Here is a 26,281-nt window from a genome sequence, read left to right on the forward strand (position 1 = left end):
GCCGCTGCCTTCGCCGCCCAGATTTCAACATTCGGAGACAGCTTTTCCATGACTGAATCGGCTCATACCGCGCCAGCGGCGCAAACGGCAAAAGCGGCGCAAACGGCATTCCGCGCGCAACTGCTGACCTTCAACGGCGATCCGGCACATGCGCCGAACGCCGCGGTGTTCTACGAGGACGGTCTGCTGATCGTCGAAGACGGCCGCGTCGTCGCGGCGGACGCCTATGCGGCGATCGCGGCGCGGCTCGCGCCCGGCACGCAGGTCGTGGACCGGCGCGACAAGCTGATCGTGCCGGGCTTCATCGATACGCACATCCACTATCCGCAGACCGACATGATCGCGTCGCCGGCGCCGGGTTTGCTGCCGTGGCTCGACACCTACACGTTTCCGACCGAGCGCCGCTTCGCCGACATCGCGCACGCGCGCGACACCGCGAGCTTCTTCGTCGACGAACTGCTCGCCTGCGGCACCACGACCGCACTCGTGTACTGCACGGTGCACAAGGAATCCGCCGACGCCCTCTTCGCCGAGAGCGAAGCGCGCAATCTGCGCATGGTCGCGGGCAAGGTGCTGATGGACCGCCACTGCCCCGAGTTCCTGCGCGACACCGCGCAATCGGGCTATGACGACAGCGCCGAGCTGATCGGCCGCTGGCACAATCGCGGCCGCCAGATGTACGCGCTGACGCCGCGCTTCGCGCCGACTTCGACCGAAGCGCAGCTCGAAGCGTGCGGCGCGCTCGCGCAACAGCATCCGGACCTGTTCATCCAGAGCCACGTCGCGGAGAACACCGACGAAGTGAAATGGGTTGCGGATCTGTTCCCCGGCCACCGCAGCTATCTCGACATCTACGATCACTACGGCTTGCTGCGCCGTCGCGCGGTGTACGGCCATTGCATCTACCTCGATGACGAGGACCGCAAGCGCATGGCGCAAACCGGCGCGCTCGCGTCGCACTGCCCGACGTCGAACCTGTTCCTCGGCAGCGGCCTGTTCGACTTCGAGAAGGCCGACTCGGCCGGCATGCCCATCGCGCTTGCGACCGACGTCGGCGGCGGCACGTCGTTCTCGATGCTGCAGACGATGAACGAAGCGCACAAGGTCGCGCGCCTCGGCGGCCATCATCTGACGGCGACGCGGATGTTCTATCTCGCGACCGCGGGCGCGGCCGAAGCGCTCGATCTCGCCGACAAGGTCGGCACGCTGAGGGACGGCTCGGAAGCGGACTTCGTCGTGCTCGATCCGCAGGCGACGCCGCTGCTCGCGCGCCGCACCGCGCGGCGCGAATCGCTCGAGGAGTTGCTGTTCGCGTTCGCGCTGCTCGGCGACGATCGTGCGGTGTATGAGACGTACGCGGCCGGAAAGCGCGTGCATCGCCGCGACGATGCGCGCCAGCACGTGCCGGGGCGCGCGAAGATCGCGGCTTGAGCCTCGGCTTGAAGTTGCCTCTTGTTGCTGGCTCGGGCCGAGGCGCGCCTCAGCCCGGCTTGCACACCTCGTGCAGCGCGTTGAGCCGCCGCACCGGGTCCACGACATACGGATTCGACTCGTCCCACGCGTAACCGGCGAGCACCGCGCAGATCATCCGGCGGATCGTCGGCGACTGCTCCGGGTAATAGATGATGTCCTGCAGCTCGCCCGTGTACCAGCGCTCGACGAACGCGCGGAACGTATCGATGCCTTTGCGCAACGGTACGTCATAGTCGGCTGACCAGTCGACCGTCGCGCCGTCGAGCTGCCGGTTCAGCGCGCGCGCCGCCAGATGCGCGGAGCGCAGCGCGATCGTCACACCGGACGAAAACACCGGATCGAGAAACTCGCCCGCATTGCCGAGCAGCGCATAGCCCGGCCCGTGCAGACTCGCGACGTTCGCCGCGTAGCCGCCGATCTGCCGCACCGGCATCAGGAACGGCGCCTGCCCGATCAGCCGGTTCAGCGTCGGCTCCTGCTGGATCAGCGCGCGCAGCGTCGCCTCGCGCGGCGCTTCCGGCACGTCGAGAAAGCTCGCCTCGGCGACGCATCCCACCGAAGAACGGCCGCCCGCGAGCGGAATCATCCAGCACCACACGTCGCGACGCTCGGGATGCGTCGCGATGCAGATCTTGTTGCGATCGATGTCGTCGAGCGCGAGACCGTCGCGCACGTGCGTGAACAGTGCGGCGCGCGTCGGCATGCGCGTCGGCGCTTCCAGGTTCAGCAGGCGCGGCAGCACGCGCCCGAAGCCGCTCGCATCGAGCACGAAACGCGCGTGGACCCGATATGCGCGCCCCGCCTCATCGGCGACGTCGAGTACCGGCGCCGCGCCGGTCTGCACCGCGCTCACCGTGTGGCCGAACCGCACGTCGGCGCCCTGCGCGGCCGCGCAGCGAATCAGCACGTCGTCGAACAGCGCGCGCTCGACCTGGTACGTAGTGCCCCAGCCCGGCGAATGCTTGTCGCGGAAGTCGAACGACGAGCTCTGGTCGCGATACACGAAATACGCGCCGTTCTTGTACTGGAAGCCCGCCTCGACGACGGCCTGCAGCATGCCGGCCTCTTCGAGATACGCCATGCTTTGCGGCAACAGGCTCTCGCCGATCGAGAAGCGCGGAAAGTGCTGACGCTCCAGCACCAGCACCGAGCGGCCCGCCCGGCGCAATAGCGCGGCAGCCACCGCGCCGGCGGGACCCGCGCCGATGATCGCGACGTCGACCGCGGTCGGCTTTGAAGTATCGCTATTCAAGTCACTCCTCCAACGTTTTGCATGCGTGGCAGCGCGGCATCAGGGCCGCGCCACGCTTCGAACATCAGGCTCGCGCAACTGCCGCCGAACCCGAATGAAACCGACATCGCCGTGTCGATGCGCGCGTCGCGCGTGACACGCACGAGCGGCATGTCGCGCACTTGCGGCTCCGGCGTATCGATGAGCGCCGTGCCCGCGATAAAGCCGTCGCGCATCATCAGCAGCGTATAGATCGCTTCGTGCGCACCGCACGCGCCGAGCGAATGCCCGGTCATGCCCTTGGTCGACGAGAACGCGGGCAGCCCTTGCGCCGATGCACCGAACACGTCGCGCAACGCGTGCAGCTCTTCGAGATCGCCGAGCGGCGTCGACGGCGCATGCGTGTTCACGTAGTCGGGCGGCCGGCCCGTTTGCTCCAGCGCGCCGCGCATCGCGCGCGCGATGCCGGCCGCACGCGGCGCGACCATCCCCGCGCGATCCGTGCAATCGCCGAAGCCGGTCAGCTCCGCGTAGATGCGCGCGCCGCGCGCGAGCGCATGATCGAGCGCTTCGAGCACCAGCACGCCGCCGCCCGACGCGATCACGAAACCGTCGCGCTGCGTGTCGTACGGACGCGACGCGCTGTGCGGCGTGTCGTTGAAACGGCGCGACAACGCGCCCATCGCGTCGAACATCAGCGTCGTGTTGTCGTGCAGCGCCTCGCTGCCGCCCGCGAGCACGATCTGCTGGCGGCCTGTCTGGATCAGCTGCATCGCCTGACCGATCGCCAGCGCCGACGTCGTGCAGGCCGACGACGGCGAATAGCTGACGCCTTCGAGCCCGAACATCTGCGCGACGTTCGCCGACGCGGTGCTGCTCATCGCGTGCGGCACCGTGTACGGCGACACCTTTTCGACACCGCGCGTTTGCGCGATCGCGAGCGCCGCGTCGTAACTCGCCAACGCGCCGACGCCCGAGCCGATCACGACGCCCGCGCGCGGCGACTGCAATGCGTCCGAGGTCAGCCCCGCATCGTCGATCGCGCGGTTCGCTGCGTGGCACGCGAAGCGCGCGGTATCGCCCATGAAGCGTTCGAGCTTGCGCTCGAACGGCGCCTCGTGCGCGACCGACGCGACGCCGGCCACCTGCGATGCAAACCCGCGCTCGCGCCACGCGTCGATCCGCTCGATGCGCGAGCGCCCCGCTCGCAACGCAGCCGAGACTTCGTCGAGCGTATTGCCGAGACATGACACGATGCCCATGCCGGTCACCACCACGCGTTGCAGGCCGGCGCTCATCGAACGCGCCGGAATATCAGCGACGTGTTGATGCCGCCGAACGCGAAGTTGTTGCTCATCACGTACTCGGCGTCGATGTCGCGCGCGCCGCCGACGATGTAATCGAGCGCCGCGCAGGCCGGATCGATGTGGTCGAGATTCAGCGTCGGCACGTACCAGTTGCGCTTCATCATCTCGATCGTCCACCACGCTTCGAGCGCCCCGCACGCGCCGAGCGTATGGCCGACATAGCTCTTCAGCGAGCTGATCGGCATCCGAGCGCCGAAGGTCTGCGCGGTCGCATGGCTTTCGGCGATATCGCCGCGATCGGTCGACGTGCCGTGCGCGTTCACGTAGGCAATCGCTTCGGGCGGCAATTGCGCGTCGCGCAGCGCGAGCTGCATCGCGAGCGCCATCGTGTCGGCGGTCGGTTGGGTCATGTGCGCGCCGTCCGAGTTGCAGCCGAAGCCGACCACCTCAGCGTGAATCCGCGCGCCGCGCGCCACGGCGTGCTCGTATTCTTCGAGAACCAGCGTCGCCGCGCCCTCGCCGACCACGAGGCCGTCGCGCGCGGCATCGAACGGACGCGGCGTCAGATGCGGCTCGTCGTTGCGCGTGCTGGTCGCGTACAGCGTGTCGAACACGGCGACCGCCGGGCCCGACAATTCTTCCGCGCCGCCCGCGAGCATCAGCGTCTGTTTGCCGGACTGGATCGCCTCGTACGCATAGCCGATCGCCTGGCTGCCCGACGCGCACGCGCACGAGGTCGGGATGATGCGGCCTTTCAGATCCCAGAACAGGCTCACGTTGACGGCCGTCGTGTGCGGCATCATCTGCACGTAGCTGTTCGACGTGACGTTGCTCATCGAGCCGGTTTCGAGCATCGTGCCGAACGCGCGGATCGGCTGGACCGAGCCCGACGACGAACCGTACGCGACGCCCATGCGGCCATCGGCGATGCGGGTGTCGTCCGCGAGCCCCGCATCGGCGAGGGCGAGTTCGCTCGCGCGCACCGCATACAGCGACACCGGTCCCATCGAGCGCACCTTTTTGCGCGGGTAATGCGCGGGAGTCTCGAACCCGGCTAACGGACACGCGAGCCGCGTATGCAGCGATTCGAAGTAGTCCCACTCGGGCATGCGCCGCACCGCGTTCTCGCCGCGTTCGAGGCGCGCCTGGACCGCGTCCCAGCTATCGCCGAACGCGCTCACGCCGCCCATGCCGGTGATGACGACGCGCTTCATCAGACCATTCCGCCGTTCACGCCGATCACCTGGCGCGTCACGTACGACGCGCCGTCCGACATCAGAAAGCTCACCACCGACGCGACCTCCGCCGGCTGGCCGACGCGGTTCATCGGCACGGTCTTCAGCGCGTGGTCGAGCGTCACCGTTTCGAGCATGCCGGTTTCGATCAGCCCCGGCGCGACGCAATTGACGGTGATATTGCGCGACGCGAGTTCGACCGCGAGCGCCTTGGTCGCGCCGATGAGTCCCGCCTTCGCCGCGCTGTAGTTGACCTGGCCGCGATTGCCCATCACGCCCGACACCGACGCGATCGTGACGATGCGCCCGCCCTGGCGCGCGCGCACCATCGGCATCGTCAGCGGATGCACGACGTTGTAGAACGCGTCGAGGCCGGTTTCGATCACGACGTCCCAGTCTTCTTCGGTGAGCGCGGGAAACGCGGCATCGCGCGTGACGCCCGCGCTGCACACGATGCCGTAGTACGGACCGTGCGCGGCGACGTCGGCTTCGAGCGCGTCGCGGCACACCGCGCGCTCGCGCACGTCGAATTGCAGCACGCGCGCGGTGCCGCCCTGCGCGGCGATGCCCGTCGCGACCGCGTCGGCTTCGCTGCGCCCCGTGCGGCAATGCACGGTCACGGCGAAGCCGTCGGCGGCCAACTTGTACGCAATCGCGCGGCCGATGCCGCGGCTTGCGCCGGTAACGAGAACTCGCCGGCTCATGAACTGACACTCCCTTCGATGAATGACTGGAAATCGGGCGGTTGAAATACCTTGATCACGGCTTCGGCACAACGCGTGTCGCCGTCGTCGATCGTGCATTCGTAGGCGCTGTGGCCCGCCTCGCTGCGCAGCAGCTCGCTCACGTCGACGCGCAAACGCGCACCGCCTGGGAACACAGGCTGCATCGCCTGATAGCTGCGCGAGCCGAGCAGCACACCGGGACGCGCGTGGCCGCCGCCGCGCATCGCGACCAGCGCGATGTGCGCGGCGATCGCCTGCGCCATCAGCTCGATGCCGATCCACGCGGGCATCGCGCCGGCGGCGTCGGCATACCAGGCGTGCGGGTCGACGTTGGCGAAGGCGGCGAGCGTGGTGTCGGCGAAGGTGTCGATCGCGTCGAGCAGCAGCATGCTGCCGCGATGCGGGATGATCGCTTCGATCGGCTGACGCACGAGTTGCTCGACCGTGGGTAGCGAAGTCGTCATGCGCTTCACCTGGCGAGAATCAGGCTGACATTGCTGCCGCCGAACGCGAACGAATTGCTCATCACGTACTGCGTGCCCGTGCCACGCGGCAGCCGGCGTGCGCCGGCGACGAGGTCGAGCGCGGGCAGCGCGGGATCGGCCTCGCCGTCCCACAGATGCGGCGGCAGCATCGCGTTCTCGCGCGCGAGCGTGAGCCACGCGAAGCCGAGTTCGGTCGCACCGGCCGCGCCGAGCTGGTGGCCGGTCAGCGGCTTGGTGCCGCTCGCGGCGACGCCGTCGGGGAACACGCGCGCCATCAGATGCGCTTCCATTTCGTCGTTCTTCTGCGTGGCGGTCGCGTGCAGATTCACATAGCCGACCGCCGACGCCGCGATGCCCGCGTCCGCGAGCGCGTCGCGAAGCGCGAGTTCACCGCCGACGCCCTGCGGGTCCGGTGACGAAATATGATGCGCGTCGCTCGATTCGCCGAGGCCCGCGAGCCGCACCGCCGCTTCGTCGCGGCTCATCAGGAACACGGCCGCACCCTCGCCGACGTTGATGCCGCGCCGGTTGCGGCTCATCGGATTGGTGCGCGTGCTGCTGGTCGATTCGAGCGACGCAAAACCCTGCACCGTCAATTCGCATAGCGAATCGACACCGCCGACCACGACCGCATCGCACAACTGCAATTGCAGCAGCCGACGCGCCGACGCGAACGCCTTCGCGCTCGACGTGCACGCGGTCGAAATCGTAAACGCCGGTCCCTGCACGCCGAGCGCGGCGGCCGCGAATGGCGCGGCCGTGCCGATTTCCATCTGCCGGTAGTTGAAGCTGCCCGGCAACTCGCCGGCTCGCGCGTGATAGACGAACGCGGTTTCGGCCGCCTCGATGCCCGATGTGCTGGTGCCGAGCACGACGCCGATGCGCTCCGGGCCGTAGCGCTCGCGGGCGGCTTCGATCGCGGGCGCGATCTGCGCGAGCGCCGCGAGCAGCAGCCGGTTGTTGCGGCAGTCGTAGCGCGCAAGATCGGCGCGCGGCGCGAGTTCGAGCGGCGCGAGCACGCTGCCGACGAACGCGTCGCCGATGCCGGTATGCACGTTGCCCATGCCGGGCGAGCGCGCGGCGGCGAGCGCCGGCACGATCTCTTCGACGTCGCCGCCGAGCGCGTTGATCATGCCGAGCGCGTGCAAATAAACTGTTGGCGCTTTCATGCCGCCCTCCGTGATTCCGATGACCTGCCCGATGACTCGACCGAGCGCGCTCCCGATGGCATGCCGATAGGCGCGAGCAGCACCGCGACCGCGATGCCGAGCGCGAGCGTCGTGCTGAAGCTTTTGAGCGCGGGCATCGCGCTCAACCCAAGCATGCCGAACGACAACAACGTGGTCGCCGCCGACAGCAGCACGCCGGTCCACACCGCGCCGAGGTCCGCGTCCGCGCGCGCGCAGCCTTCGCGCAGGAACACCGCATAGTTTGCGCCGACGCCGAGCACCAGCATCAGCGCGAGCCAGTTGAACAGATTGAGCGGCACGCCCGCGTAGCCGAACACCGCCAGCGCAACGCCGACCGCGAACAGCACCGGCAAGGTGGTGGCGATGCCGCCGCGCGCCCCGTAGCGCAGCATCAGCAGCACGCACACCAGCACGAGCGCGCCGCCGAGCCACCAGCCGCTATCCACGCGATACGCGCCGAACAGCTTCGACACGCTCGCGGCCTTGTCGACGAACACGACGCCGGGCAAGCCGTGCGCGAGCGCGACCAGCGCGGGCTCGTTGCGCGGCGTCACGCGTTGCGGGATCACGACGGCCGCATAGCTGTGCTGATGCGCTTCGTTCGTTTCGTTCGTTCCCACCGCGCCGAGCCATAGATGCCGGTACGGCTGCGACCACGGCGCCGCGAGCCAGCGCTCTACGCTCAGCGGCTCGGCGGACGGCTTCGCAAACGCGGCTAGCCACGCATCGGCGACTTCGTCCTTGAAGCCAGCTTGCAGCAGCGTCGCACGCAACGCGGCGGCGTCGCCGAACACCTGCCGTGCGAGCAGCGCGCGATCTTCGCTCTGACGTTGCGCGGACGGCACGAACTGCGCGACCGACTGATAGCCGCCTACGCTATCGGCGCTGCCGTTCAGCGCATCGAGCTTCGCGCCGAGCGCTTCGGCGCGTTGCAGCACCGCTTCCTCGCTCGCGCCGCGCACGACGAAGAACTGCGCGCTGTTATCGACGCCGACCGCCTCGCGTACCGTGTCTTCCTGCGCGGCTAGCGACGCATCGCGCTGGATCAGCAGATGGATGTCGTCGTCGCTCGTCAGACGCAGCCAGCCGGGCACCGACGCGATCAGCAGCAGCGCGGCGACCAGCCATGCGCGCTTGCCGCCGAGCGCATGCTGCCAGCGCGCGAGCAGCCGCGCCGCGCCCGAGAACACACGTCGCGGACTGCGCTTCGGTGCATGCGTGAGCAGCGCGGGCAGCAGCCAAAGCACCGACGCGAACGCGGTCGTGATGCCCGCCATCGCGAAGCACGCGATCTGCTTCAACGCGGGGAACGGCACCCACATCAGGATCGCGTAGCCGAGCAGGCTCGTCGTCAGCGCCACGCTCAACGCGGGCCGCACGCTGCGCGCGCCGCGCCGCGCATCCCAGTCGCGGCCTGCACCAAGGTAGACGACGAAATACTGGATCGAATAATCGACGGCTTCGCCGATCAGGCTCGCGCCGAACACGAGCGTCAACAGATGCAGCTTGCCGAAGATCAGCAGCGTCGCCGCGAGCGCGCAGACGATGCCGAGCGCGGTCGATACGAAGCCGAGCAGCAACAGACGCGGCGAGCGGAACACCCACATCATCAGCAGCGCGATGCCGGCGAGCGACGCGATGCCGATCACGTGCACCTCGCGTTCGGCAGCGCTGCGCGCGGCCTCGGCGTAGAACACGGCGCCCGTGCGCGCAACCGATACGTCGGGGAACGCCTGCTGCAACGTCTTTTCCGCCTCGGCGAGCGCCGCGTGTACCGCTTGCTGCGTGCTGGTTTCAAAAGCGGAGCCCGGCAGCGTCGCGATGATCAGCACGCCGGTCGTATCGCCCTGCGCGTCGTGACGATGCGACACCAGCAGGTTGCCCTCGACTTCGAGATTCGACGTCGCGAGCGGCAGATTGCCGAGCCAGCGTTCGAGCCAGCCGAACGGATCGTCGGCGAGTTGCGTGCTGAGGCCGCCTTGCAGCGGGCTGTAGATGCGCTGCGCGAGCATGTCGTGCAGCGTCGTCGCGCTGGCGCTCGCGAGCGTGGTGCGATCGGCCGGCGCGAGCAGGCCGAAGCGGTACGGCAGATACAGCGCCGAGATCTGCGACAGGTCGAACGGCGGCAGTTCGGCGGTCACCGACGCGAATGCGCCGCTCTTTTGCAACGTCGCGCCCAGTTGCTTCGCGGCCGCTTTCGCGTGCGCATCGTCGTGGCTCGTGACGAGCAGCACGGTGCGATCGCCGAGCGCGCTCGCGAGCGTGTCGACCGCTTTTTCGGCGACCGGGTCCGCTTCGGTCGCGGGCAACAGCGCAAGCAGATTGGTTTCGAGCGGCGACGCGCCCGCGAAGCGCCAGCCGCAATACAGCGCCGCCAGCAGCGCGAGCGCGAGCCATGCGGCACGCACGCCCCATGCGCGTTTCGCGACTCGCTGCTGCGGCATGTCCATCACGGCGCTCCGAACAGGCTGCGCTCGTCCGGCGTCGGCTCGGCGACGGCCGCGCTGTTCGCGAACTCGAGCTTCGTCGTGTCGCCGTTCGCGAGCGTGATGCGCAGGCTTTGCAGATAATCGCCGCCGCTCATGTCGAGGCCCTTGATCGATTGCGCAAGCTGCGGCTGATTCGGCGTGAGACGCATGCGCCATTGCGCTGCGCTGCCTTCGGCACTCACGTCGAACTGCGAGTACAGCGCTGAGAGATCGCCGCCGAGCATCGCGCGCATCATCTTCGACACCTGCGCGACGCCGCGCGTGCCTTGCGCGCTTCGTGTGCTCACGCGATGGCCGCCGGCGTCGACCTGGGCGACGCCCGCATCAGTGATCACGTAGGTGGCCTTGTACGGCGTGTCGATCTGCCAGATCACGCCGCGCTCATGGAAGAACAGCAACGTGCCGGTGCTGACGAGCGGCTGCTTCATCGCGGCGAGCGTCTGCGTCTGCGTGAATCGCGCGCGCACGCCCTTGGGCTGCGCGAGATGCGCGGCGATCTGCGAGACGAGCGCGGCGTTGGCGGCTTCGGTCGTCGAAGGCGGGTTGCTTGCCGTGGCCGCATCGGCCGACGCCGCCACCAACGCAAACGCCCCTATCATGCCGATCACGCCCGCCAGCCGCGACACGCGCCGGTTCATTGTCCCCATACGCGCTCCAGCTTCTCGAATACGACCGGCGGCGACACGAACTGCAATTCCTCGGTGGCGGCATCGACGGCAACCTGGATCGTATAGCCCTTCGTGAGCCGCGCGCCCGACGCGCAATCGACGATTTCATAGCCTATTTTCAGGCGGTTTTCGTATTCGAGCAGTTCCGCGCGCACTTCGAGCTTCTGGCCGTACACGGCGGCCCGCACGTACTTCAGATGCGCCTCGACGATCGGCCACAGATAGCCGGACGCCCGCATCTCGCGATAGTCGTAGTCGAACGCGCGCAACAGCGCCGCGCGGCCCATTTCGAAGTACTTCAGATAATTGCCGTGCCAGCACACGTTCATCGCGTCGACGTCGTGAAACGGCACTTCGACGGTCGCGCTCGCGGCGAGCACGTGCTGCGTTTTCGCGGGCTCGTTCATGCGTTGACTCCCTGGCGATCGTCCGCCATGTCCAGCAGTTCGCAAGCGGCAATGCGCGCGGTGAGCGCGCGCAACTCGCCTTCGAGCGCGCGGTCCTCGTCGACGAACGGCGAATGCGCGCCCACCTCGTCGATGAATGCGGCGAGCGGCGCAGGCACCGGCGTCGCGCTGTCGATGCGCAAGCGCAGATGCACGGCCTGCACGGTCGCGAGCGTGTGCGCGGCGGCGACCTGCTCGGTCAATTCGAGCACGCGCAGGCAGTCGCGCGCGGCGATCGTGCCCATGCTGACCTTGTCCTGATTGTGCGCCTCGGTCGAGCGCGAAAACACGCTCGCGGGCATCGTGTTCTTCAGCGCCTCGGCGGTCCATGCGGACGTCGAAATCTGCACGGCCTTGAAGCCGTGATTGATCGCCGCGCGCTCGGGCGTTGCGCCCGACAGATTGCGCGGCAAGCCGTTGTTGAAGTTGACGTCGACCAGCAACGCGAGCTGCCGGTCCATCAGATCCGCCAGATTGGCGACGGCAACCTTCAGCGCATCCATCGCGAACGCGATGTGGCCACCATAGAAGTTGCCGCCGTGCAGGATGCGTTCGTTGTCGGGGTCGATCAGCGGATTGTCGTTCGCGCTGTTCAGCTCGTTTTCGACGTCGCGGCGCACCCAGCCCAGCGCATCGCGCGCGACGCCGATCACGTGCGGCGCGCAGCGAATCGAATAGCGGTCCTGCAGACGATGTCCGGGCGTGTCGGCGCGGCCGGCCAGATCGGCGCGGATCCACGCGGCCGCTTCGGCCTGGCCCGCATGCGGCTTCACTTCGAATAGCGTCGCGTCGAAATGCGCGGCGCGGCCGTCGAGCGCGACGGTCGCCAGCGCAGTCAAACGGGCGGCGAGCCGCGTCAGGTGCTCGGCGCGCGCCACCGCGAGACACGCGAGGCCGGTCATCACGGCCGTGCCGTTCATCAGCGCGAGGCCTTCCTTCGGCGCGAGCGTCAGCGGTTCGACACCAAGCTCGGTCCACACGTCGCGCGCCGCGCGCAATGCGCCGGCGTACTGCACGTCGCGCTCGCCCGCGAGCGCCGCCGCCACGTACGACAGCGGCGTCAGATCGCCGCTCGCGCCAACCGAACCCTCGGATGGAATGCGCGGCAACACGCGATGATTGATCAAGGCCGCGAGGCGTTCGAGCAGCACGGTACGCACGCCCGAAAAGCCATACGCGAGCGAATTGAGACGCGCGGCGATCACGGCCAGGGTTTGCGCGTCGTCGAGATACGCGCCCATGCCGCAGCCGTGATAACGCGTCAGTTGCAGCGGCAACGCCTCGACGAGCGCCATCGGCACGTCGACCACGCAGGCGTCGCCATAGCCGGTGTTGACGCCGTACACGGTCGCGCCGGCGGCCAACTGGCGGCGCAGGAATGCCGCACCGCGCTCGATGCGCGCACGCCATGCGGCGTCGTCGCTCAGCGCGACGCACGCGCGCTGCCGCGCGATCGCTACGACCTCTTCGATCGTCAGTCGGCGTGCACCGACGACGACCGGCGCCGAATCGGCAGCAGCAGCATTCGCCTCGACACGCACGGGACGCATCACGTTCAGATCATGTTCGGCCATTCGCGCCTCGCTTGGGGCTGGCCCAGAAATCGAAGAAGTTGAACCATTGATAAGGGGCCTTGCGGCAATAGTGTTCGAGGCGCAGCGCGTAGCGTTGCGCCCACGCGGCCAGATGCTGCGCGCGTTCGCGGCGCGGCAGTTCGATGCGCTCGGCGAACGGCTCGAAGTACATCCGATAGCCGTCGCGTTCTTTCAGGCAGAAGAACAGGTAGACCGGACAGCCGAGCGCGTGCGCGAGCACGTAGGGTCCTTGCGCGAACGGCGCGCTCGCGCCGAGAAATTGCGCGTCGGTGGTGCGTCCCGCCTCGCGCGCCGGCACCCGGTCGCCGACGATCACCAGCAGCTCGCCCGCATCGATGCGCTGCTGCATCAGCACCGCGGTCTCGGGACCGAAGTCGCCGACTTCGAGCAGATGCCGCGCGAACTCGGGATTCGACGCCGCCAGCACCGCGTTGAAGCGGCGCGCGTGCTCGGTGTAGACGACCGCCGTGACCTTCGCGTGATCGCCGCGGATCGCGAGCGCGCGCATCATCTCCAGATTGCCGAGGTGCGCGCCGATCACGAGCGCGCCCTTGCCGCTCGCGATCAACGCTTCGAACGCAGTGGGATCGTCGAACGTGACGTCGGTGTCGTCGACCCGGCCGGTCCATGCGGCGAGCTTGTCGAAGCCCGATTGCGCGAACGCGAGCATATGGCGATACGCGGACAGCCAGCCCGGGCGCGGCGTATCGGCCGACGGCGCGACCGCGTTCAGATGCGCGAAGTAGTTGTCCGACGCGGCGCGCGCGGCGCGTCCCGTCAGCAGAAAATACGCGACGACCGGATGCAGCCATAGCGCGGTGAAGCGGCGGCCGAACAGCTTGCAGCTCAGCGCGAGCAGGCTCATGCCGAGGCGGCTGCCGCGTTCGGCGATGCGCCACCAGGCTTCGGGCCGGGGTTCGTCGGCGCGCTCGTCCGCTGTTTCGGCCGGCGCGCCACGGCGCGGCATCACCTTGTGCGCGAGCAGCATCGGCAGACGCCACAGCATGCCGAACACGAGCCGCGTATGGCTGCGGCTGATGCGCACGTTGTCCCACAGCACGTCGAAATGCGACACGCCGTCGGCCGCATAGGTCACGCGGGTCGGGATCGAGCGGAACGCGGCGCGCCGCCAGTGCAGTCGCACGAGGATCTCGATGTCGAAGTCCATGCGGGTCGGCAGCCGCACGCTGTCGATCAGTTCGCACGCGAGCGCGAGCGGATACAGACGGAAGCCGCACATCGAATCGCGGATCGTCAGCGACAGCGTCTCGATCCACACCCACACGTGGGTCAGATAGCGGCCGTACAGACGCGCCTTCGGCACGCTGTCGTCGTAGACCGGACGGCCGAGAATCACCGCGCCGGGCTCGGCGCGCGCGGCATCGAGAAAGCGCGGCACGTCGGTCGCGTCGTGCTGGCCGTCGGCGTCGATCTGCAGCGCGTGGGTATAGCCCGCGGCGCGCGCCGCGCGCAAGCCCGCCATCACCGCCGCACCCTTGCCGCCGTTTTCGGGCAGATGCAGCAGCGTCATCTGCTGCGCGTATCGAAGCGCGAGCGCGGCGAGCACCTGCCGGGTCGGCTCGTCGCTGCCGTCGTCGACGACGAAGATCGGCAGGCCGTGCACCGCGAGATTCGCCACGGTCGCGCCGATCGCGTCCTTGTGGTTGTAGATCGGAATGACGATGCAGGGCGCGAACTTCATCACGCGTCCTCCCGATGCACGAGCAGACCCGACGCGCATTCGCGTCCATCGAGCCGGTATGCGAACTGCACGCGCCGGCGCGCGGCGTCGTACGCGAGCGTGAGTTCGAGCACCGCACCCGGCGGCACCGGCGCCATGAACTTCAGGCGATCGACCGACGCCACCTCGCGCACCCGCGGCCAATGCCCGGCCGCGAGCCGCACCGCCCAGTCGACCTGCACGACGCCCGGCAGAATCGGCAGGCCCGGAAAGTGTCCGGTGAAATGCCGCAGTGACGGCGGCACACGCAGCACGTAGTGCAGCGTTTCGCCGACGCGCGTTTCGGCGAGCACTTCCATGCCCTCGGCGAGCGGCGCGAACGCGGCCGCCACCGCGCTCGCGGGCAGCTTGCCGCGCGCGTCGAATGGCAGACTCACACGAAAGCGCCAGTGACGCGGCAGCACGACCGCATCGAAGTAATCGGCCAGATGCCGGCGCAACGTTTTGGCGAGCGCGACGCGACCATCGTTGCGCAACGCCACGCCGCCCGCTTCGGTCAGCGCGACCACCGCGCCGACCCGTTCGCGCGACGCGCCTTCGAGCGGCACCAGCGCCGCCTGCGCGACATACGGATGCAGCGCGAGCCGCGCTTCGAGCTCCGGCAGCGACACGCGCTTGCCGCCGAGCTTCAGCACGCGGTCGAGGCGCCCCTGCAAACGGAAGCGCCCGTCGGCGTCGAACGCGATGCGATCGCCGGTGCGGTGCCAGCCGTCGCGATCGAGATGCGGCGAGCGCACGCACAGCGCGCCGTCGTCGTCGCGGCGCACCTCGGCGCCGGCGACCGGCTGCCACGCATCGCCCTGATCCTGACGCCGCCAAGCGATCCCGCCGGTTTCCGTGCTGCCGTAGATTTCGAGCGGCGCGGCGCCGTAGCTCGCCGCATAGGCCCGCGCGGCGTCGGCCGCAAGCGGTCCGCCCGACGAAAAGAACGCGCGCGGCGCGGGCGTGAGCGCGGCGAAGCCCGGCAACGCGGGCCAGCGCGACAGCTGCGCGGGCGTCGACACGACCGCCGTCGGGCCGCATTGCGCGATACGCGCCTGCAACTGCAGCGGCTCCATGCCGATCGCGCGATCGAACGCGCGGCCGGCCGCGAGCGGCCACAACACGCGAAACAGCAGACCGTAGATATGGTGATGCGGCACGCTCGCGAGCATCGTCGCGTCGCCGAGCAAGGCGCCCCACTGCTGTTCGAGCGTATGGACTTCGGCGTCGAATTGCGCGAGCGTCTTGCGGATCGGCTTTGGCGTGCCGCTGCTGCCGGACGTGTAGAGCGTCAGCGGTGCGTGCGGATCGATAGGCTGCGCAGTGTGCGCCGTGACTTGCGTCGCTGCGACGAACGGCGGCAGGTCCGCATCCGTCAACAGGAAGTCGTAGGCGTTAGCGAGATCGGCGAGATAGCCCGGCGTTGCATTGGCCGGAATCACCGGCTCCTTGCCGCACGCGAACAGCGCGAACAATGCGCAGGCGAACTCGAACGGATCGTCGATACAGAGCGCGCAGCGGCGCGCGTCGTGGCTTCGCACGAGCTCGATCAAGCCCGCGACGCGCGCGCGAAACGCCGCGCGATCGAGCAGCACGCCGCCGTCGCGGCACACCGGTGCGGCGCCCGTGGCAAACGCGGCTTCGGCCGACAGCAGATCATGCAACGCGATCATCAGGCCGACTCCGAACCGGCACGCGCGGCACGCGGCAGCACGAACAGGCGTCGCCACACGTATTCGCCCGCCAGCAGCGCGCCGATCAGCCCATAGGCGATCGCACCGTTGTACAGCGACCAGGCCGCGCGGCTCCAATAGAGCGCGGTATAGGCGGAAAACGCGCCGTTGAGCACGAAGAACGCGCACCAGACCTGGGTCACGCGCCGCGTATAGCTCACCGCGCCCGGCGGCAGATCGGGACTGCCGAGGCGCGCGAATTTTTCGATCATCGACGGCCCGCGCACGAGGGTCGCGCCGAACGCGATCAGCAAACCGAGATTGACGAGCGACGGATAGAAGCGCAGCAGCAGTTCGCTATCGGTGACGACGATCGTCGCCGATGCGCAACTCAGCATCGCCACCACGCTCCAGTCGAGCGTGGAAAGCTGCCGCAGCGACTTCGCAACCGGACCGCCGCCGGCCCAGCGCTGCAGCCACAAACTAGCCAGCAGCATGCCGCCGACGAGGCGCGGCGCGTCCCAGCGCCATGCGCACAAGATCAGCGCGGGGTAAGCGAGTTTCAGCAGCACCTGCACGACGGTCCTGCTCCAGTGAGGCCGCACGCCGGATTCGCTGGCGGCGGGACCCGGCTCCGACATCTGCGTGCGCGGGTGCGCGGCCGGCATCAGCCTTGCGCCGCGAGCAGCGATTCGACCGCGCCGATCACGTCGCCGACCGTGCGCACGGACTTGAATTCCTCCGGCTTGATGCGGCGGCCCGTCATCTCCTGCAGCTTGATCGCGAGGTCGACCGCGTCGATGCTGTCGAGGTCGAGGTCTTCGAACAGGTGAGCGTCTGGCGTCACGCGCTGCGGCTCGATCGCGAAGTTTTCCTGAAAGATCGCGCGGATGCGCTCAAGAATCTCAGTCTCGGACACGATTAAACCCCCTTCCTTGCGGTTTCGTTCGCAGCGTGCGCCGCTTCGCGCTGACTCTCGACCAACGCGGCGAGCGTGTTGATCGAGCGAAAGTGCTCGCGCGTGCGTTCGTCGTTCGCCGCGATGGTCAGTTGGTATTGTTTGCGCAGCACGATGCCGATCTCGAGCGCGTCGATCGAATCGAGACCGATGCCGTCGGAACCGAACAACGGGGCGTCGTCGTCGATATCGGCGGGGCTCAGGTCTTCGAGATCGAGGGCTTCGATCAGAAGCTTTTTAATTTCCAGTTTTAAAGAATCCATAATCGAACAGGTGCTGGGTAATGTGGGCTTCTACGGCATTCGTCACGCTGCGCGCCGCGATGGCCGCCGTGGTGTCGTGCGCGGCCAGCTCGTCGACGCCGAGCGGCGCGAGCACGTTCACGCGCATCCGGAAAGCGCGCGCCGGCACGTCGTACCAGCGCATCTGCCGCGTGAACGCGGGCGGATCGCAATCCATCAACACCGGCACGATCGGCGCGCCGGCCTTCAGCGCCATATGCGCGAAACCGCGCGAAAACGCGTGCAGCCGGTTCGGCGCGGGGCTGCGCGTGCCCTCCGGAAAAATGATCATCGTGTAGCCGGCCGCGAGTTGCTTCGCGCCGGCCTCGACGAGCCCGATCGCGTCCGCGTTGCTCACGTATTCGGCCGCGCGCACGATGCCCCAGAAACACGGGTTGCGCCAGTGCGCGTGCTTGACGACGCAGCACGCGCGCGGCGTCAAAGACAACAGAACCATCACGTCGAGGTAAGTCGGGTGATTCGCGACCACGATCGCCGGTCCGCCCGCGCGCAACGCCTCGCCGCCCGACACTTCGAGTTCCATCACGCCGAGACCGCGCAGCACCGCGACGAGCGCGCGGAAGAAACGGTGAATCACCGCCGTCACCGCGCGCTGCCGCGACGCGCGATGCGGCCACAGCCACGCGAGCGGAAACACCAGCACCGAAAACAGCACGCCGCACACGCCGAACGCGACGAAGGCCAGGCCGGTCGCACAAAAACGCCATGCGTAATCAAGCCGCGCGCTCATCCCACCTCCAGTGCCACAGCGCGCCGGCGCGCTGCCAACGCGCGGGCTGACCGGTTTCGAGGCAGTGCAGCAGCGCCTGGCTCTGGGTCGGAAAGCTCGCGGCATCGCTCAACGCGGTTCGCGGCTCGTCGCGTTGCTCGGCCATCTGCTCGTCGGCGCGGGTCAAGGAGCAAACAACGTGCCCGGCTGACGCATCCTTGTCGAGCAACAGCGCGATCGCACCGCCCTGCACTTCGTCTTCGATCGTGCCGTACGCGAGATCGGCCGGTTCGTCGGCATATACGAGCAGCACCGGCGCATCCGGTTGCGTCGCGTATTGCGCGTACGCTTCGAGCAGCGCATAGCCGAGCGTTTGCGCACCCGCTGATACCGCGCTCGCGGCCGAGCGGTCGCCGCGTGCGATCCCGAACACGCCGGTCATCGCGTTCAACACCGACAGGCTGAACGCGGTCGGCGACACCGGCTCGCCCGCGCTGATGCTGCGCAGGATGTCGGTGGTTCGCCGCAACTCCCCGTGCCGCGACGCGAACACCACGCGCGCGGGTTCCTGCGCGACGCAGTCGTGAGCGACCTTGAGCGCCACCTTGGACAGCGTGCTGAGACGCCGCCGCACGATCGGCTCGATGAAGCCGATATCGGGTGCGGCAGACGAGGTAGCCGGCCAGCTAGACCAGCGACCGACCGGAATGGTCCAGTGCAGATCGGGCATATGGTGTTCGCGCGTAGAAACGGGGAAGGGGCTCAAGCGCCTGACGGAATACGCATCCGTCACAGCGAGCGGCGCCGCGCGGATCGGGAGGTTCCAGCCGGGATCGACCAGTCTTGTGGGGTATGCAGCATGACCGGCGATCGCGCCCGATTTGTCAGGCGCCGCTGACAATCGGTGTGGTGGATGGCGGCTCGGGCTCCTTTTGTGGCCGAATAGTACCGGATATTTTGAAGCAAATCGTCGAGGAAAGACGTATCCATCTGTATCCGCGCCTGCCCGCCGACACAGCGCCGGACGATTTGACCTGGCTGGCCGCGGCGCCGCACCGGAAGGCGGTTTCGAGCGGTGGCGCTCGCGTGGCAGCGCCACCCAAAGCCGACGAAAACCTTTCATTGTTCTTTCTCCGGAAACGTTGCAGAGCGATAACAGCGACGCCGCACCGTCCGCACAAACAACATTCGCGGCTACGCTGCCGCCGCTCCTGTTATACTCCGCCGCTCATTGGGGAGTAGCCGCCCCGCGGCACGTCCGCACCGCTTCGCCGGTGCGTCGCACGTGTGGTTCGCGGGGGCGACTGTCAACAGACTTGGCCAGCACGGCCATGGCAGTCGCAGCCTCTGGCCTGGCGAGACCGATGATCCACACGCGCCGCAACAGGGCCCGGCGTGTCGTGGGTCGTCGCTCGTTCATCTTCGGCCCGAGGAATCCATTCAACGTGAATCAAGCTTTTCTCATTTCGACCGGCGCGGTCGCGCTCGCCGAGATCGGCGACAAGACGCAACTGCTGTCGCTCGTGCTGGCTGCGCGCTATCGCAAGCCCGTGCCTATCATTCTCGGCGTGCTCGCGGCGACGCTGATCAATCACGCGGGCGCCGGCGCGCTCGGCGCATGGCTCGGCTCGATGCTGACGCCGACCATCATGCGCTGGGCGCTGGCGGCGTCGTTCATCGGCATGGGACTGTGGATTCTCGTGCCCGACAAGCTCGACGACGAGGAAGCCAACACGAGCCGCTCCCACTTCGGCGTGTTCGGCACGACGGTCGTCACGTTTTTCCTCGCGGAAATGGGCGACAAGACGCAGATCGCGACGGTCGCCCTCGCCGCGCGCTTTCACGATTTCTTCGGCGTGGTGGCGGGCACGACGCTCGGCATGATGATCGCGAACGTGCCGGCGATCCTGCTTGGCGACCGCTTCGCGCATCGTCTGCCGACCAAGCTCGTGCACGGCATCGCCGCGGTGATGTTCGTCGTGCTGGGCGCGCTGGCGCTGTTCGGGGTCGGGGTCTGAGCTACTGCGCGGCTTTCGGCGCCGACGCCGCTGGCGGCGCTGGTGCCGCTGGTGCCGCTGGTGCCGCCGCCGGCAGCGACACTTCGTTCGCGTCCGCGCCGCCGCCGAGCGGAATCTTCACGGTGTGCACGGCGCCGTTGGCGAGCGGGAAATCAGCGAGCGCGCTACGCGCCAGATACGGCATCGCCCGCACCAGCGACGACTCTTCGCCGAGATTGCGCGCCGTCACGTTGTAGACCTCCCGGCCGCTCGCGCGCTCGGTGATCCGGATGCCGAGCAGATGCGTGAACACCGGGTAGCTCTGGTTCACGTACGTCGACGGGAACGGCCCCCACGGTCCCCACGGATCGAACGGCCTCCCCCAGTAAGGACCGGGCCACGGGTTGTAGTAGACCGGCTGCGCGACGGTCACGATGTCCGAACGGATGCCGTAGGCGAGCTCGACCAGATAGCGCGCGTCGTCGTGCGCGACTTCGCGAAACGAGTGCACGGCAAGCTCGTTTGCGACGATCCGCTCGTACGCGCTCAGTTCGAGATTGTTCTTCTGATCCTCGTGCCGCGTGAACGCATAGGTGCGGGTCGCGTCGCTGCCGCTCCAGTCCGAGAACGCGGTGACCTGTGTCGTCACGTAGGTCGTGCAGCCGGACAGAAGCACCGTCAGCGCGACGAACAGCAGCGCGACACGGCGGGTCCATCGATCGATGCTCATGGTCTGCCTCGTGATGCCTGTGGTTGCAGCGGTTCTGCTTCAGTTAAAACCGTCGCGCGATCCGCCGGCCGGTTGGCGATGCCTGGCCTGCGCCACGCGCGGCGCCCGATAATACGCTGACCTCGCCGGCCGGCAAAAGGTTCTTCTTCTGCCCGCCGAGGCCGGCCGCGCTGCCGGGCGCCGAAACCCGGCCTCCATCCCTGCCGCACGATTGCCCGAGGCTTTGTACAATGACTCGACCAAAGCCCGGCTCGCGCGCCATTTGCGCCCGACCGCTCGAGTACACCACCACAGAACGCCATGGCCGATACCGCAACGCCCAATGTGATCCGCCGCGCCGATTACGCGCCGCCCGCCTTCCTGATCGACACCGTCGCGCTGGAGTTCGATCTGGTCCCCGAACGCACGGTCGTCAGGAATACGATGCGGGTGCGCCGCAACCCGGATGCGTCGCGCGCCGCGCATCTCGAACTGATGGGCGAGCAGCTCGAGTTCGTCAGCGCAGAGATCGACGGCAAGCCGTTCCCGAATGCGCACCCGCACGAACACGGCCTGCTGCTCGACGACGTGCCGGACAGCTTCGAGCTGACCCTCACGAGCATCTGCAATCCCGCGGAAAACACCACGCTGTCGGGGCTGTATGTATCGAGCGGCAACTTCTTCACGCAGTGCGAAGCCGAAGGCTTTCGCCGCATCACCTACTTCCTCGACCGCCCCGACGTGATGGCCAGCTTCACGGTCACGCTGCGCGCGAGCAAGGCCGATTATCCGGTGCTGCTGTCGAACGGCAATCTGCTCGAAGAAGGCGAGTTGCCCGACGGCCGTCATTTCGCGCGCTGGGAAGATCCGTTCAAGAAGCCGAGCTATCTGTTCGCGCTCGTCGCGGGCAAGCTCGTCGCGCTCGAAGAACGCGTGAAGACCGGCTCGGGCAAGGAAAAGCTGCTGCAGGTCTGGGTCGAGCCGCACGATCTCGACAAGACCCGTCACGCGATGGATTCGCTGATCCATTCGATCCGCTGGGACGAAGAGCGCTTCGGGCTCGAGCTCGATCTGGACCGCTTCATGATCGTCGCGGTCAGCGACTTCAACATGGGCGCGATGGAGAACAAGGGGCTCAACATCTTCAACACGAAGTACGTGCTCGCGAACCCCGAAACGGCCACCGACACCGACTTCGCGAACATCGAGGCGGTGGTTGGCCACGAGTACTTCCACAACTGGACCGGCAACCGCGTGACCTGCCGCGACTGGTTCCAGCTGAGCCTGAAGGAAGGCCTGACGGTGTTCCGCGACCAGGAATTTTCGGCCGATATGGCGGGCGGCGCCACCGACGAAGCCGCGCGCGCAACCAAGCGCATCGAGGACGTGCGCGTGCTGCGTCAGATGCAGTTCGCCGAAGACGCGGGCCCGATGGCGCACCCGGTGCGCCCGGAGAGCTACGTCGAGATCAACAACTTCTACACGATGACCGTCTACGAGAAAGGCTCGGAAGTCGTGCGGATGTATCAGACGCTGTTCGGCCGCGACGGTTTTCGCAAAGGCATGGACCTGTACTTCAAGCGCCACGACGGCCAGGCGGTAACCTGCGACGACTTCCGTCACGCGCTCGCCGACGCGAACGGCCGCGACCTCGCGCAATTCGAGCGCTGGTATAGCCAGGCCGGCACGCCGCGCGTGTCGGTACGCACGCGCTACGACGCCGCGCAGCAGCGCTACAGCGTGACGCTGCGCCAGGGGTACGGCGATGCCGTGCCGGCCGCGCGCGAAACGCAGAAGGGACCGCTGCTGATTCCTTTCGCGATCGGTCTGATCGGCAGGGACGGCCGCGATCTGCCGCTGCAGCTCGACGGCGAGGCGAAGGCGTCGGAGTCGACCACGCGTGTGCTCGAATTCACGCAGACCGAGCAGACCTTCACGTTCGTCGACGTCGGGCAAGAACCACTGCCGTCGCTGCTGCGCAATTTCTCGGCGCCGGTGATCGTCGAATACGACTACACGGCCGAACAGCTCGCGTTCCTGCTCGCGCACGACAGCGATCCGTTCAACCGCTGGGAAGCCGGCCAGCGCCTTGCCACCCGCGAGCTGCTCGCGCTGGCCGCGCGCGCGGCCACGGGCGCGGCGCTGCAGCTCGACGACTCGGTGGTCGCCGCGTTCGCGCGTGTTTTGACCGACGAGACGCTGTCGCCGGCGTTCCGCGAGCTCGCGCTGATGCTGCCGTCCGAAGCGTATCTGGCCGAGCAGATGGCCGAGTCGAATCCGGCGGCGGTGCACGCGGCACGGCAGTTCGTGCGCAAGCGCCTCGCCAATGCGCTGCGTGACGACTGGCTGAAGATGTACGAGCAGCATCGCACGCCGGGCGTCTATGAAGCGACGCCGGAGGCCGCCGGTCATCGCGCGCTGAAGAATCTTGCGCTGTCGTATCTGACCGAGCTCGACGATTCCGCGGACGCCGTGCGTCTCGCGACCGCGCAATATGAAGGCGCGAACAACATGACCGACCGCGCGGCCGCGCTGTCGGCGCTGCTCAACGCGGCCGCGCCGCAAGGCGGCAGCCCCGAGGCGCAGCGTGCGCTCGACGACTTCTATCGACGCTTCGACAAAGAACCGCTCGTCCTCGACAAATGGTTCGCGTTGCAGGCCACGCAGCGCGGCGGCGCACAGCATCCGGTGATCGATACGGTGCGCAAGCTGATGACGCATCCGGCCTTCAACCTGAAGAACCCGAACCGCGCGCGTTCGCTGATTTTCAGCTTCTGCGCGGCGAACCCCGCGCAGTTTCATGCGGCGGATGGCTCCGGTTACGCATTCTGGGCCGAGCAGGTGATTGCCCTCGACGCGCTCAATCCGCAGGTGGCCGCGCGCCTCGCGCGTTCGCTCGAACTGTGGCGACGCTTCACGCCGGCGCTGCGCGACAGCATGCGCGCGGCGCTCGAGAAAGTGGCCGCGCAGGTCAAGTCGCGCGACGTGCGCGAGATCGTCGAGAAGGCGTTGGCGTGATGCCTCGCTGAGTTCTCGGGTTGCAGCGGAAAGCCGGCACGCGTTGCCGGCTTTTTTTCGCGCTTTGTTTTCGCGCTGTTATTCCTTGATGGGCTGCGTTTCCCCGGTCATGTTGCGCCGTTAGCCATTTGGCCGACTGTTCATCGGACGCCGCCGGGAAGAAAGTATACGTACACGCTTAACGGTTTACATTTAACGCAGTACGTTATACGATTCCATGATCACGACATTCGCAGACAAGGCCACCGCAAGAATATTCCAGGGCAGGTTCGTACACACGTTGCCGCACTCGATCCAGGCGCTAGCGCATCGCAAGCTGCTGATGATCGACGCCGCGAGCTCCATTGCGAATCTGCACGCGCCGCCCGGAAACCGGCTCGAAGCCTTGCAGGGCCAGCGCAGCGGGCAATGGAGCATTCGCATCAATGCGCAGTGGCGCATCTGTTTTCATTTCGTCGGCGAAGCCGCGCTGAATGTCGAGATCGTCGACTATCACTGACTTCTGGGAGACCGACATGGTCATCAAACGCTCCGCGCTCAAAAGCATCGATTTCTCCGACATCGATTCGGGCGCGGCCATTGCCGAGATCCATCCGGGCGAGATCCTGCGCAGCGAGTTCCTCGAGCCGCTCGGCATGTCCGTCAACGCGCTCGCGCTGGCGCTGCGGGTGCCGGCGCCGCGCATCAACGACGTCGTGCGCGGCCGCCGCGCGATCTCCGCCGACACCGCACTGCGGCTCGAGCGCTACTTCGGCGCCAGCGCGCAGTTCTGGCTCAATCTGCAAATCGCCTACGACCTGCGCGTCGCCACCGCCGCCGCCGGCGAGCAGATCGAACGGGAAATCGAACCGTTGCCGCGCGCCGAGCGCCCGAAGCTGCCCACCGTGCCCGCGGGACACGCCCGGGCCGCGGCCCTCGCGGCCAGCGTCAGCGGCACCGCCTCGGCCAAGGGCCGCCGCAAAACCTGACAGCGGCCGTGCGACCAAAAGCACAGAGCCGACACAACGAGCGGTTAAAATCCCATCATTCCTCTAGCCTTCCCGGAGTACAGCAATGTCTTTGCAACGTCGTACCACTCTCTCGAAGTACCTGATCGAGCAGCAGCGCGAAACCAACAACCTGCCCGCCGACCTGCGCCTGTTGATCGAAGTCGTCGCGCGCGCGTGCAAGGCGATCAGCTACCACGTCAGCAAGGGCGCGCTCGGCGATGCGCTCGGCTCCGCGGGCAGCGAAAACGTCCAGGGCGAAGTGCAGAAGAAGCTCGACATCCTGTCGAACGAAATCCTGCTCGAGGCTAACGAATGGGGCGGCAACCTCGCGGGCATGGCCTCCGAGGAAATGGAACAGTTCTTCCCGATTCCGGCCAACTATCCGAAGGGCGAATATCTGCTCGTGTTCGATCCGCTCGACGGCTCGTCGAACATCGACGTCAACGTGTCGATCGGCACGATCTTCTCGGTGCTGCGCTGCCCGGACGGCCATCAGGCCACCGAACAGTCGTTCCTGCAGCCGGGCACGCAGCAGGTCGCCGCGGGCTATGCGGTGTACGGCCCGCAAACGGTGCTCGTGCTGACCACCGGTAACGGCGTGAACTGCTTCACGCTGGACCGCGAGCTCGGCTCGTGGGTGCTCACGCAAAGCGACATGCGCATTCCGGTCGAAACGCGCGAGTACGCAATCAACGCATCGAACGAACGTCACTGGTATCCGCCGGTGCAGCAATACATCGGCGAACTGAAAGCGGGCAAGGAAGGTTCGCGTCAGGCCGACTTCAACATGCGCTGGATCGCGTCGATGGTCGCCGACGTGCATCGCATCCTGAATCGCGGCGGCGTCTTCATGTACCCAGCGGACAAGCGCACACCGGACAAGCCAGGCAAGCTGCGGCTGATGTACGAAGCCAATCCGATGGCGTTCATCGTCGAGCAGGCGGGCGGCGCCGCAACCAACGGCGAGAAGCGTATTCTCGACATCCAGCCGAAGAGCCTGCACGAGCGCGTCGCGGTGTTCCTCGGCTCGAAAAACGAGGTCGATCGCGTGACCCGCTATCACCTCGAAGCTAAAAAGTGATCTCGAAATAAAAAATGTACCAAGGGACTTGCCAAAGCACTGAAGTAGTCCCTATAATTTCGTTTCTCCTGATGCCGGAATAGCTCAGACGGTAGAGCAGCGCATTCGTAATGCGAAGGTCGGGGGTTCGATTCCTCTTTCCGGCACCATCAAGTTTCAAGCAAAAAGCCCAGTCCTCGTGACTGGGCTTTTTGTTTTTCTTGCGGCGGCTCCGGTTTTTCTGGACACAGAGTTGGGGTAAAACGTGTGATCCAAACTGGAGTAGTTGATGTTGAAGA

Annotated in this window: 24 protein-coding genes, 1 tRNA gene and 1 riboswitch; of the genes, 7 read left to right on the forward strand and 18 right to left on the reverse strand. The window is 67.3% G+C overall.

Annotation, left to right across the window (positions count from 1 at the left end; genetic code table 11):
* Positions 1-48: 48 nt before the first annotated feature.
* Positions 49-1,431: a guanine deaminase gene (gene guaD / locus EVC45_RS28170; protein WP_129961480.1), complete on the forward strand. Its 1,383-nt coding sequence runs from the start codon at positions 49-51 to the stop codon at positions 1,429-1,431.
* Positions 1,432-1,480: 49 nt separating this feature from the next.
* On the opposite strand, the gene EVC45_RS28175 is transcribed toward guaD, so the two are convergent.
* From EVC45_RS28175 to EVC45_RS28255, 17 genes are read right to left on the reverse strand one after another with little or no spacing between them, the layout of a single operon-like run.
* Positions 1,481-2,725 carry an NAD(P)/FAD-dependent oxidoreductase gene (locus tag EVC45_RS28175; RefSeq protein ID WP_129961481.1) on the reverse strand — a complete coding sequence of 415 codons (1,245 nt, stop codon included), beginning with the start codon at positions 2,723-2,725 and terminating at the stop codon, positions 1,481-1,483.
* The gene (locus EVC45_RS28180; protein ID WP_129961482.1) at positions 2,722-4,002 is read right to left on the reverse strand and encodes a beta-ketoacyl synthase N-terminal-like domain-containing protein; all 1,281 of its coding nucleotides are present in this window, start codon (positions 4,000-4,002) and stop codon (positions 2,722-2,724) included. Before EVC45_RS28180 ends, EVC45_RS28175 begins: the two co-directional genes overlap by 4 nt.
* On the reverse strand, positions 3,999-5,225 hold the full coding sequence (locus tag EVC45_RS28185) for a beta-ketoacyl-ACP synthase (RefSeq protein ID WP_129961483.1): 1,227 nt from the start codon (positions 5,223-5,225) through the stop codon (positions 3,999-4,001). Before EVC45_RS28185 ends, EVC45_RS28180 begins: the two co-directional genes overlap by 4 nt.
* On the reverse strand, positions 5,225-5,950 hold the full coding sequence (locus EVC45_RS28190; protein ID WP_129961484.1) for a 3-ketoacyl-ACP reductase FabG2: 726 nt from the start codon (positions 5,948-5,950) through the stop codon (positions 5,225-5,227). The genes EVC45_RS28185 and EVC45_RS28190 overlap by 1 nt, the downstream gene beginning before the upstream one ends.
* Positions 5,947-6,435, reverse strand: a complete 489-nt coding sequence (locus EVC45_RS28195; protein ID WP_129961485.1) for a hotdog family protein — start codon at positions 6,433-6,435, stop codon at positions 5,947-5,949. Before EVC45_RS28195 ends, EVC45_RS28190 begins: the two co-directional genes overlap by 4 nt.
* A 5-nt stretch (positions 6,436-6,440) precedes the next feature.
* Positions 6,441-7,625 carry a beta-ketoacyl-[acyl-carrier-protein] synthase family protein gene (locus tag EVC45_RS28200; protein WP_129961486.1) on the reverse strand — a complete coding sequence of 395 codons (1,185 nt, stop codon included), beginning with the start codon at positions 7,623-7,625 and terminating at the stop codon, positions 6,441-6,443.
* Positions 7,622-10,096, reverse strand: coding sequence for an MMPL family transporter (locus EVC45_RS28205; protein ID WP_129961487.1), 2,475 nt, complete (start codon positions 10,094-10,096; stop codon positions 7,622-7,624). The genes EVC45_RS28200 and EVC45_RS28205 overlap by 4 nt, the downstream gene beginning before the upstream one ends.
* Complete coding sequence (locus EVC45_RS28210) at positions 10,096-10,782, reverse strand: outer membrane lipoprotein carrier protein LolA (RefSeq protein WP_129961488.1); 687 nt, start codon at positions 10,780-10,782, stop codon at positions 10,096-10,098. The genes EVC45_RS28205 and EVC45_RS28210 overlap by 1 nt, the downstream gene beginning before the upstream one ends.
* Positions 10,770-11,210, reverse strand: coding sequence for a thioesterase family protein (locus EVC45_RS28215; RefSeq protein WP_129961489.1), 441 nt, complete (start codon positions 11,208-11,210; stop codon positions 10,770-10,772). The genes EVC45_RS28210 and EVC45_RS28215 overlap by 13 nt, the downstream gene beginning before the upstream one ends.
* Positions 11,207-12,823, reverse strand: a complete 1,617-nt coding sequence (hutH, locus tag EVC45_RS28220) for a histidine ammonia-lyase (RefSeq protein WP_129961490.1) — start codon at positions 12,821-12,823, stop codon at positions 11,207-11,209. Before hutH ends, EVC45_RS28215 begins: the two co-directional genes overlap by 4 nt.
* The gene (locus EVC45_RS28225) at positions 12,810-14,546 is read right to left on the reverse strand and encodes a glycosyltransferase (RefSeq protein ID WP_129961491.1); all 1,737 of its coding nucleotides are present in this window, start codon (positions 14,544-14,546) and stop codon (positions 12,810-12,812) included. The genes hutH and EVC45_RS28225 overlap by 14 nt, the downstream gene beginning before the upstream one ends.
* Positions 14,546-16,240: an AMP-binding protein gene (locus tag EVC45_RS28230; RefSeq protein ID WP_129961492.1), complete on the reverse strand. Its 1,695-nt coding sequence runs from the start codon at positions 16,238-16,240 to the stop codon at positions 14,546-14,548. Before EVC45_RS28230 ends, EVC45_RS28225 begins: the two co-directional genes overlap by 1 nt.
* Positions 16,240-16,908, reverse strand: coding sequence for a hypothetical protein (locus EVC45_RS28235; RefSeq protein ID WP_129961493.1), 669 nt, complete (start codon positions 16,906-16,908; stop codon positions 16,240-16,242). Before EVC45_RS28235 ends, EVC45_RS28230 begins: the two co-directional genes overlap by 1 nt.
* The gene (locus EVC45_RS28240; RefSeq protein ID WP_129961494.1) at positions 16,908-17,159 is read right to left on the reverse strand and encodes an acyl carrier protein; all 252 of its coding nucleotides are present in this window, start codon (positions 17,157-17,159) and stop codon (positions 16,908-16,910) included. Before EVC45_RS28240 ends, EVC45_RS28235 begins: the two co-directional genes overlap by 1 nt.
* Before the next feature lie 2 nt (positions 17,160-17,161).
* A complete protein-coding gene (locus tag EVC45_RS28245) occupies positions 17,162-17,461 on the reverse strand; it encodes a phosphopantetheine-binding protein (RefSeq protein WP_129961495.1) in 300 nt (99 codons plus the stop codon).
* Entirely contained in the window at positions 17,436-18,230 is a 795-nt protein-coding gene (locus EVC45_RS28250) for a 1-acyl-sn-glycerol-3-phosphate acyltransferase (RefSeq protein WP_129961496.1), read from the reverse strand. The genes EVC45_RS28245 and EVC45_RS28250 overlap by 26 nt, the downstream gene beginning before the upstream one ends.
* Positions 18,214-18,939 (reverse strand): beta-ketoacyl synthase chain length factor, encoded by a 726-nt coding sequence (locus tag EVC45_RS28255; protein WP_129961497.1) that lies wholly within the window; start codon positions 18,937-18,939, stop codon positions 18,214-18,216. Before EVC45_RS28255 ends, EVC45_RS28250 begins: the two co-directional genes overlap by 17 nt.
* 491 nt (positions 18,940-19,430) lie before the next feature.
* Positions 19,431-19,643, forward strand: a riboswitch (yybP-ykoY riboswitch).
* A gap of 11 nt (positions 19,644-19,654) precedes the next feature.
* Here EVC45_RS28255 and EVC45_RS28260 point away from each other — a divergent pair.
* Entirely contained in the window at positions 19,655-20,227 is a 573-nt protein-coding gene (locus tag EVC45_RS28260; protein ID WP_129961498.1) for a TMEM165/GDT1 family protein, read from the forward strand.
* Between the two features lies 1 nt (position 20,228).
* On the opposite strand, the gene EVC45_RS28265 is transcribed toward EVC45_RS28260, so the two are convergent.
* Positions 20,229-20,936: a DUF4136 domain-containing protein gene (locus tag EVC45_RS28265; RefSeq protein ID WP_129961499.1), complete on the reverse strand. Its 708-nt coding sequence runs from the start codon at positions 20,934-20,936 to the stop codon at positions 20,229-20,231.
* A gap of 300 nt (positions 20,937-21,236) precedes the next feature.
* On the opposite strand from EVC45_RS28265, the gene pepN reads away from it, so the two are divergent.
* The 5 genes from pepN (at position 21,237) to EVC45_RS28290 (ending at position 26,152) form a co-directional block, all read left to right on the forward strand.
* A complete protein-coding gene (gene pepN / locus EVC45_RS28270) occupies positions 21,237-23,933 on the forward strand; it encodes an aminopeptidase N (RefSeq protein WP_129961500.1) in 2,697 nt (898 codons plus the stop codon).
* Between the two features lie 217 nt (positions 23,934-24,150).
* Complete coding sequence (locus EVC45_RS28275) at positions 24,151-24,432, forward strand: type II toxin-antitoxin system RelE/ParE family toxin (protein WP_129961501.1); 282 nt, start codon at positions 24,151-24,153, stop codon at positions 24,430-24,432.
* A 16-nt stretch (positions 24,433-24,448) separates the two neighbouring features.
* Positions 24,449-24,901, forward strand: coding sequence for a HigA family addiction module antitoxin (locus EVC45_RS28280; protein ID WP_129961502.1), 453 nt, complete (start codon positions 24,449-24,451; stop codon positions 24,899-24,901).
* A gap of 85 nt (positions 24,902-24,986) precedes the next feature.
* A complete protein-coding gene (locus tag EVC45_RS28285) occupies positions 24,987-26,003 on the forward strand; it encodes a class 1 fructose-bisphosphatase (RefSeq protein ID WP_129961503.1) in 1,017 nt (338 codons plus the stop codon).
* Between the two features lie 73 nt (positions 26,004-26,076).
* Positions 26,077-26,152 (forward strand) — tRNA-Thr (locus EVC45_RS28290).
* Positions 26,153-26,281 lie beyond the last annotated feature (129 nt).

Source organism: Paraburkholderia sp. UYCP14C, assembly GCF_004197395.1.
Lineage (GTDB): Bacteria > Pseudomonadota > Gammaproteobacteria > Burkholderiales > Burkholderiaceae > Paraburkholderia.

Bases quoted from the DNA above. Each gene is read 5' to 3' on its own strand.
- guaD (WP_129961480.1), top strand. From the start codon at position 49: ATGACTGAATCGGCTCATACCGCGCCAGCGGCGCAAACGGCAAAAGCG.
- EVC45_RS28180 (WP_129961482.1), bottom strand. From the start codon at position 4,002: ATGAGCGCCGGCCTGCAACGCGTGGTGGTGACCGGCATGGGCATCGTG.
- EVC45_RS28185 (WP_129961483.1), bottom strand. From the start codon at position 5,225: ATGAAGCGCGTCGTCATCACCGGCATGGGCGGCGTGAGCGCGTTCGGC.
- EVC45_RS28190 (WP_129961484.1), bottom strand. From the start codon at position 5,950: ATGAGCCGGCGAGTTCTCGTTACCGGCGCAAGCCGCGGCATCGGCCGC.
- EVC45_RS28195 (WP_129961485.1), bottom strand. From the start codon at position 6,435: ATGACGACTTCGCTACCCACGGTCGAGCAACTCGTGCGTCAGCCGATC.
- EVC45_RS28200 (WP_129961486.1), bottom strand. From the start codon at position 7,625: ATGAAAGCGCCAACAGTTTATTTGCACGCGCTCGGCATGATCAACGCG.
- EVC45_RS28205 (WP_129961487.1), bottom strand. From the start codon at position 10,096: ATGGACATGCCGCAGCAGCGAGTCGCGAAACGCGCATGGGGCGTGCGT.
- EVC45_RS28210 (WP_129961488.1), bottom strand. From the start codon at position 10,782: ATGGGGACAATGAACCGGCGCGTGTCGCGGCTGGCGGGCGTGATCGGC.
- EVC45_RS28215 (WP_129961489.1), bottom strand. From the start codon at position 11,210: ATGAACGAGCCCGCGAAAACGCAGCACGTGCTCGCCGCGAGCGCGACC.
- hutH (WP_129961490.1), bottom strand. From the start codon at position 12,823: ATGGCCGAACATGATCTGAACGTGATGCGTCCCGTGCGTGTCGAGGCG.
- EVC45_RS28225 (WP_129961491.1), bottom strand. From the start codon at position 14,546: ATGAAGTTCGCGCCCTGCATCGTCATTCCGATCTACAACCACAAGGAC.
- EVC45_RS28230 (WP_129961492.1), bottom strand. From the start codon at position 16,240: ATGATCGCGTTGCATGATCTGCTGTCGGCCGAAGCCGCGTTTGCCACG.
- EVC45_RS28235 (WP_129961493.1), bottom strand. From the start codon at position 16,908: ATGCCGGCCGCGCACCCGCGCACGCAGATGTCGGAGCCGGGTCCCGCC.
- EVC45_RS28245 (WP_129961495.1), bottom strand. From the start codon at position 17,461: ATGGATTCTTTAAAACTGGAAATTAAAAAGCTTCTGATCGAAGCCCTC.
- EVC45_RS28250 (WP_129961496.1), bottom strand. From the start codon at position 18,230: ATGAGCGCGCGGCTTGATTACGCATGGCGTTTTTGTGCGACCGGCCTG.
- EVC45_RS28255 (WP_129961497.1), bottom strand. From the start codon at position 18,939: ATGCCCGATCTGCACTGGACCATTCCGGTCGGTCGCTGGTCTAGCTGG.
- EVC45_RS28265 (WP_129961499.1), bottom strand. From the start codon at position 20,936: ATGAGCATCGATCGATGGACCCGCCGTGTCGCGCTGCTGTTCGTCGCG.
- pepN (WP_129961500.1), top strand. From the start codon at position 21,237: ATGGCCGATACCGCAACGCCCAATGTGATCCGCCGCGCCGATTACGCG.
- EVC45_RS28275 (WP_129961501.1), top strand. From the start codon at position 24,151: ATGATCACGACATTCGCAGACAAGGCCACCGCAAGAATATTCCAGGGC.
- EVC45_RS28280 (WP_129961502.1), top strand. From the start codon at position 24,449: ATGGTCATCAAACGCTCCGCGCTCAAAAGCATCGATTTCTCCGACATC.
- EVC45_RS28285 (WP_129961503.1), top strand. From the start codon at position 24,987: ATGTCTTTGCAACGTCGTACCACTCTCTCGAAGTACCTGATCGAGCAG.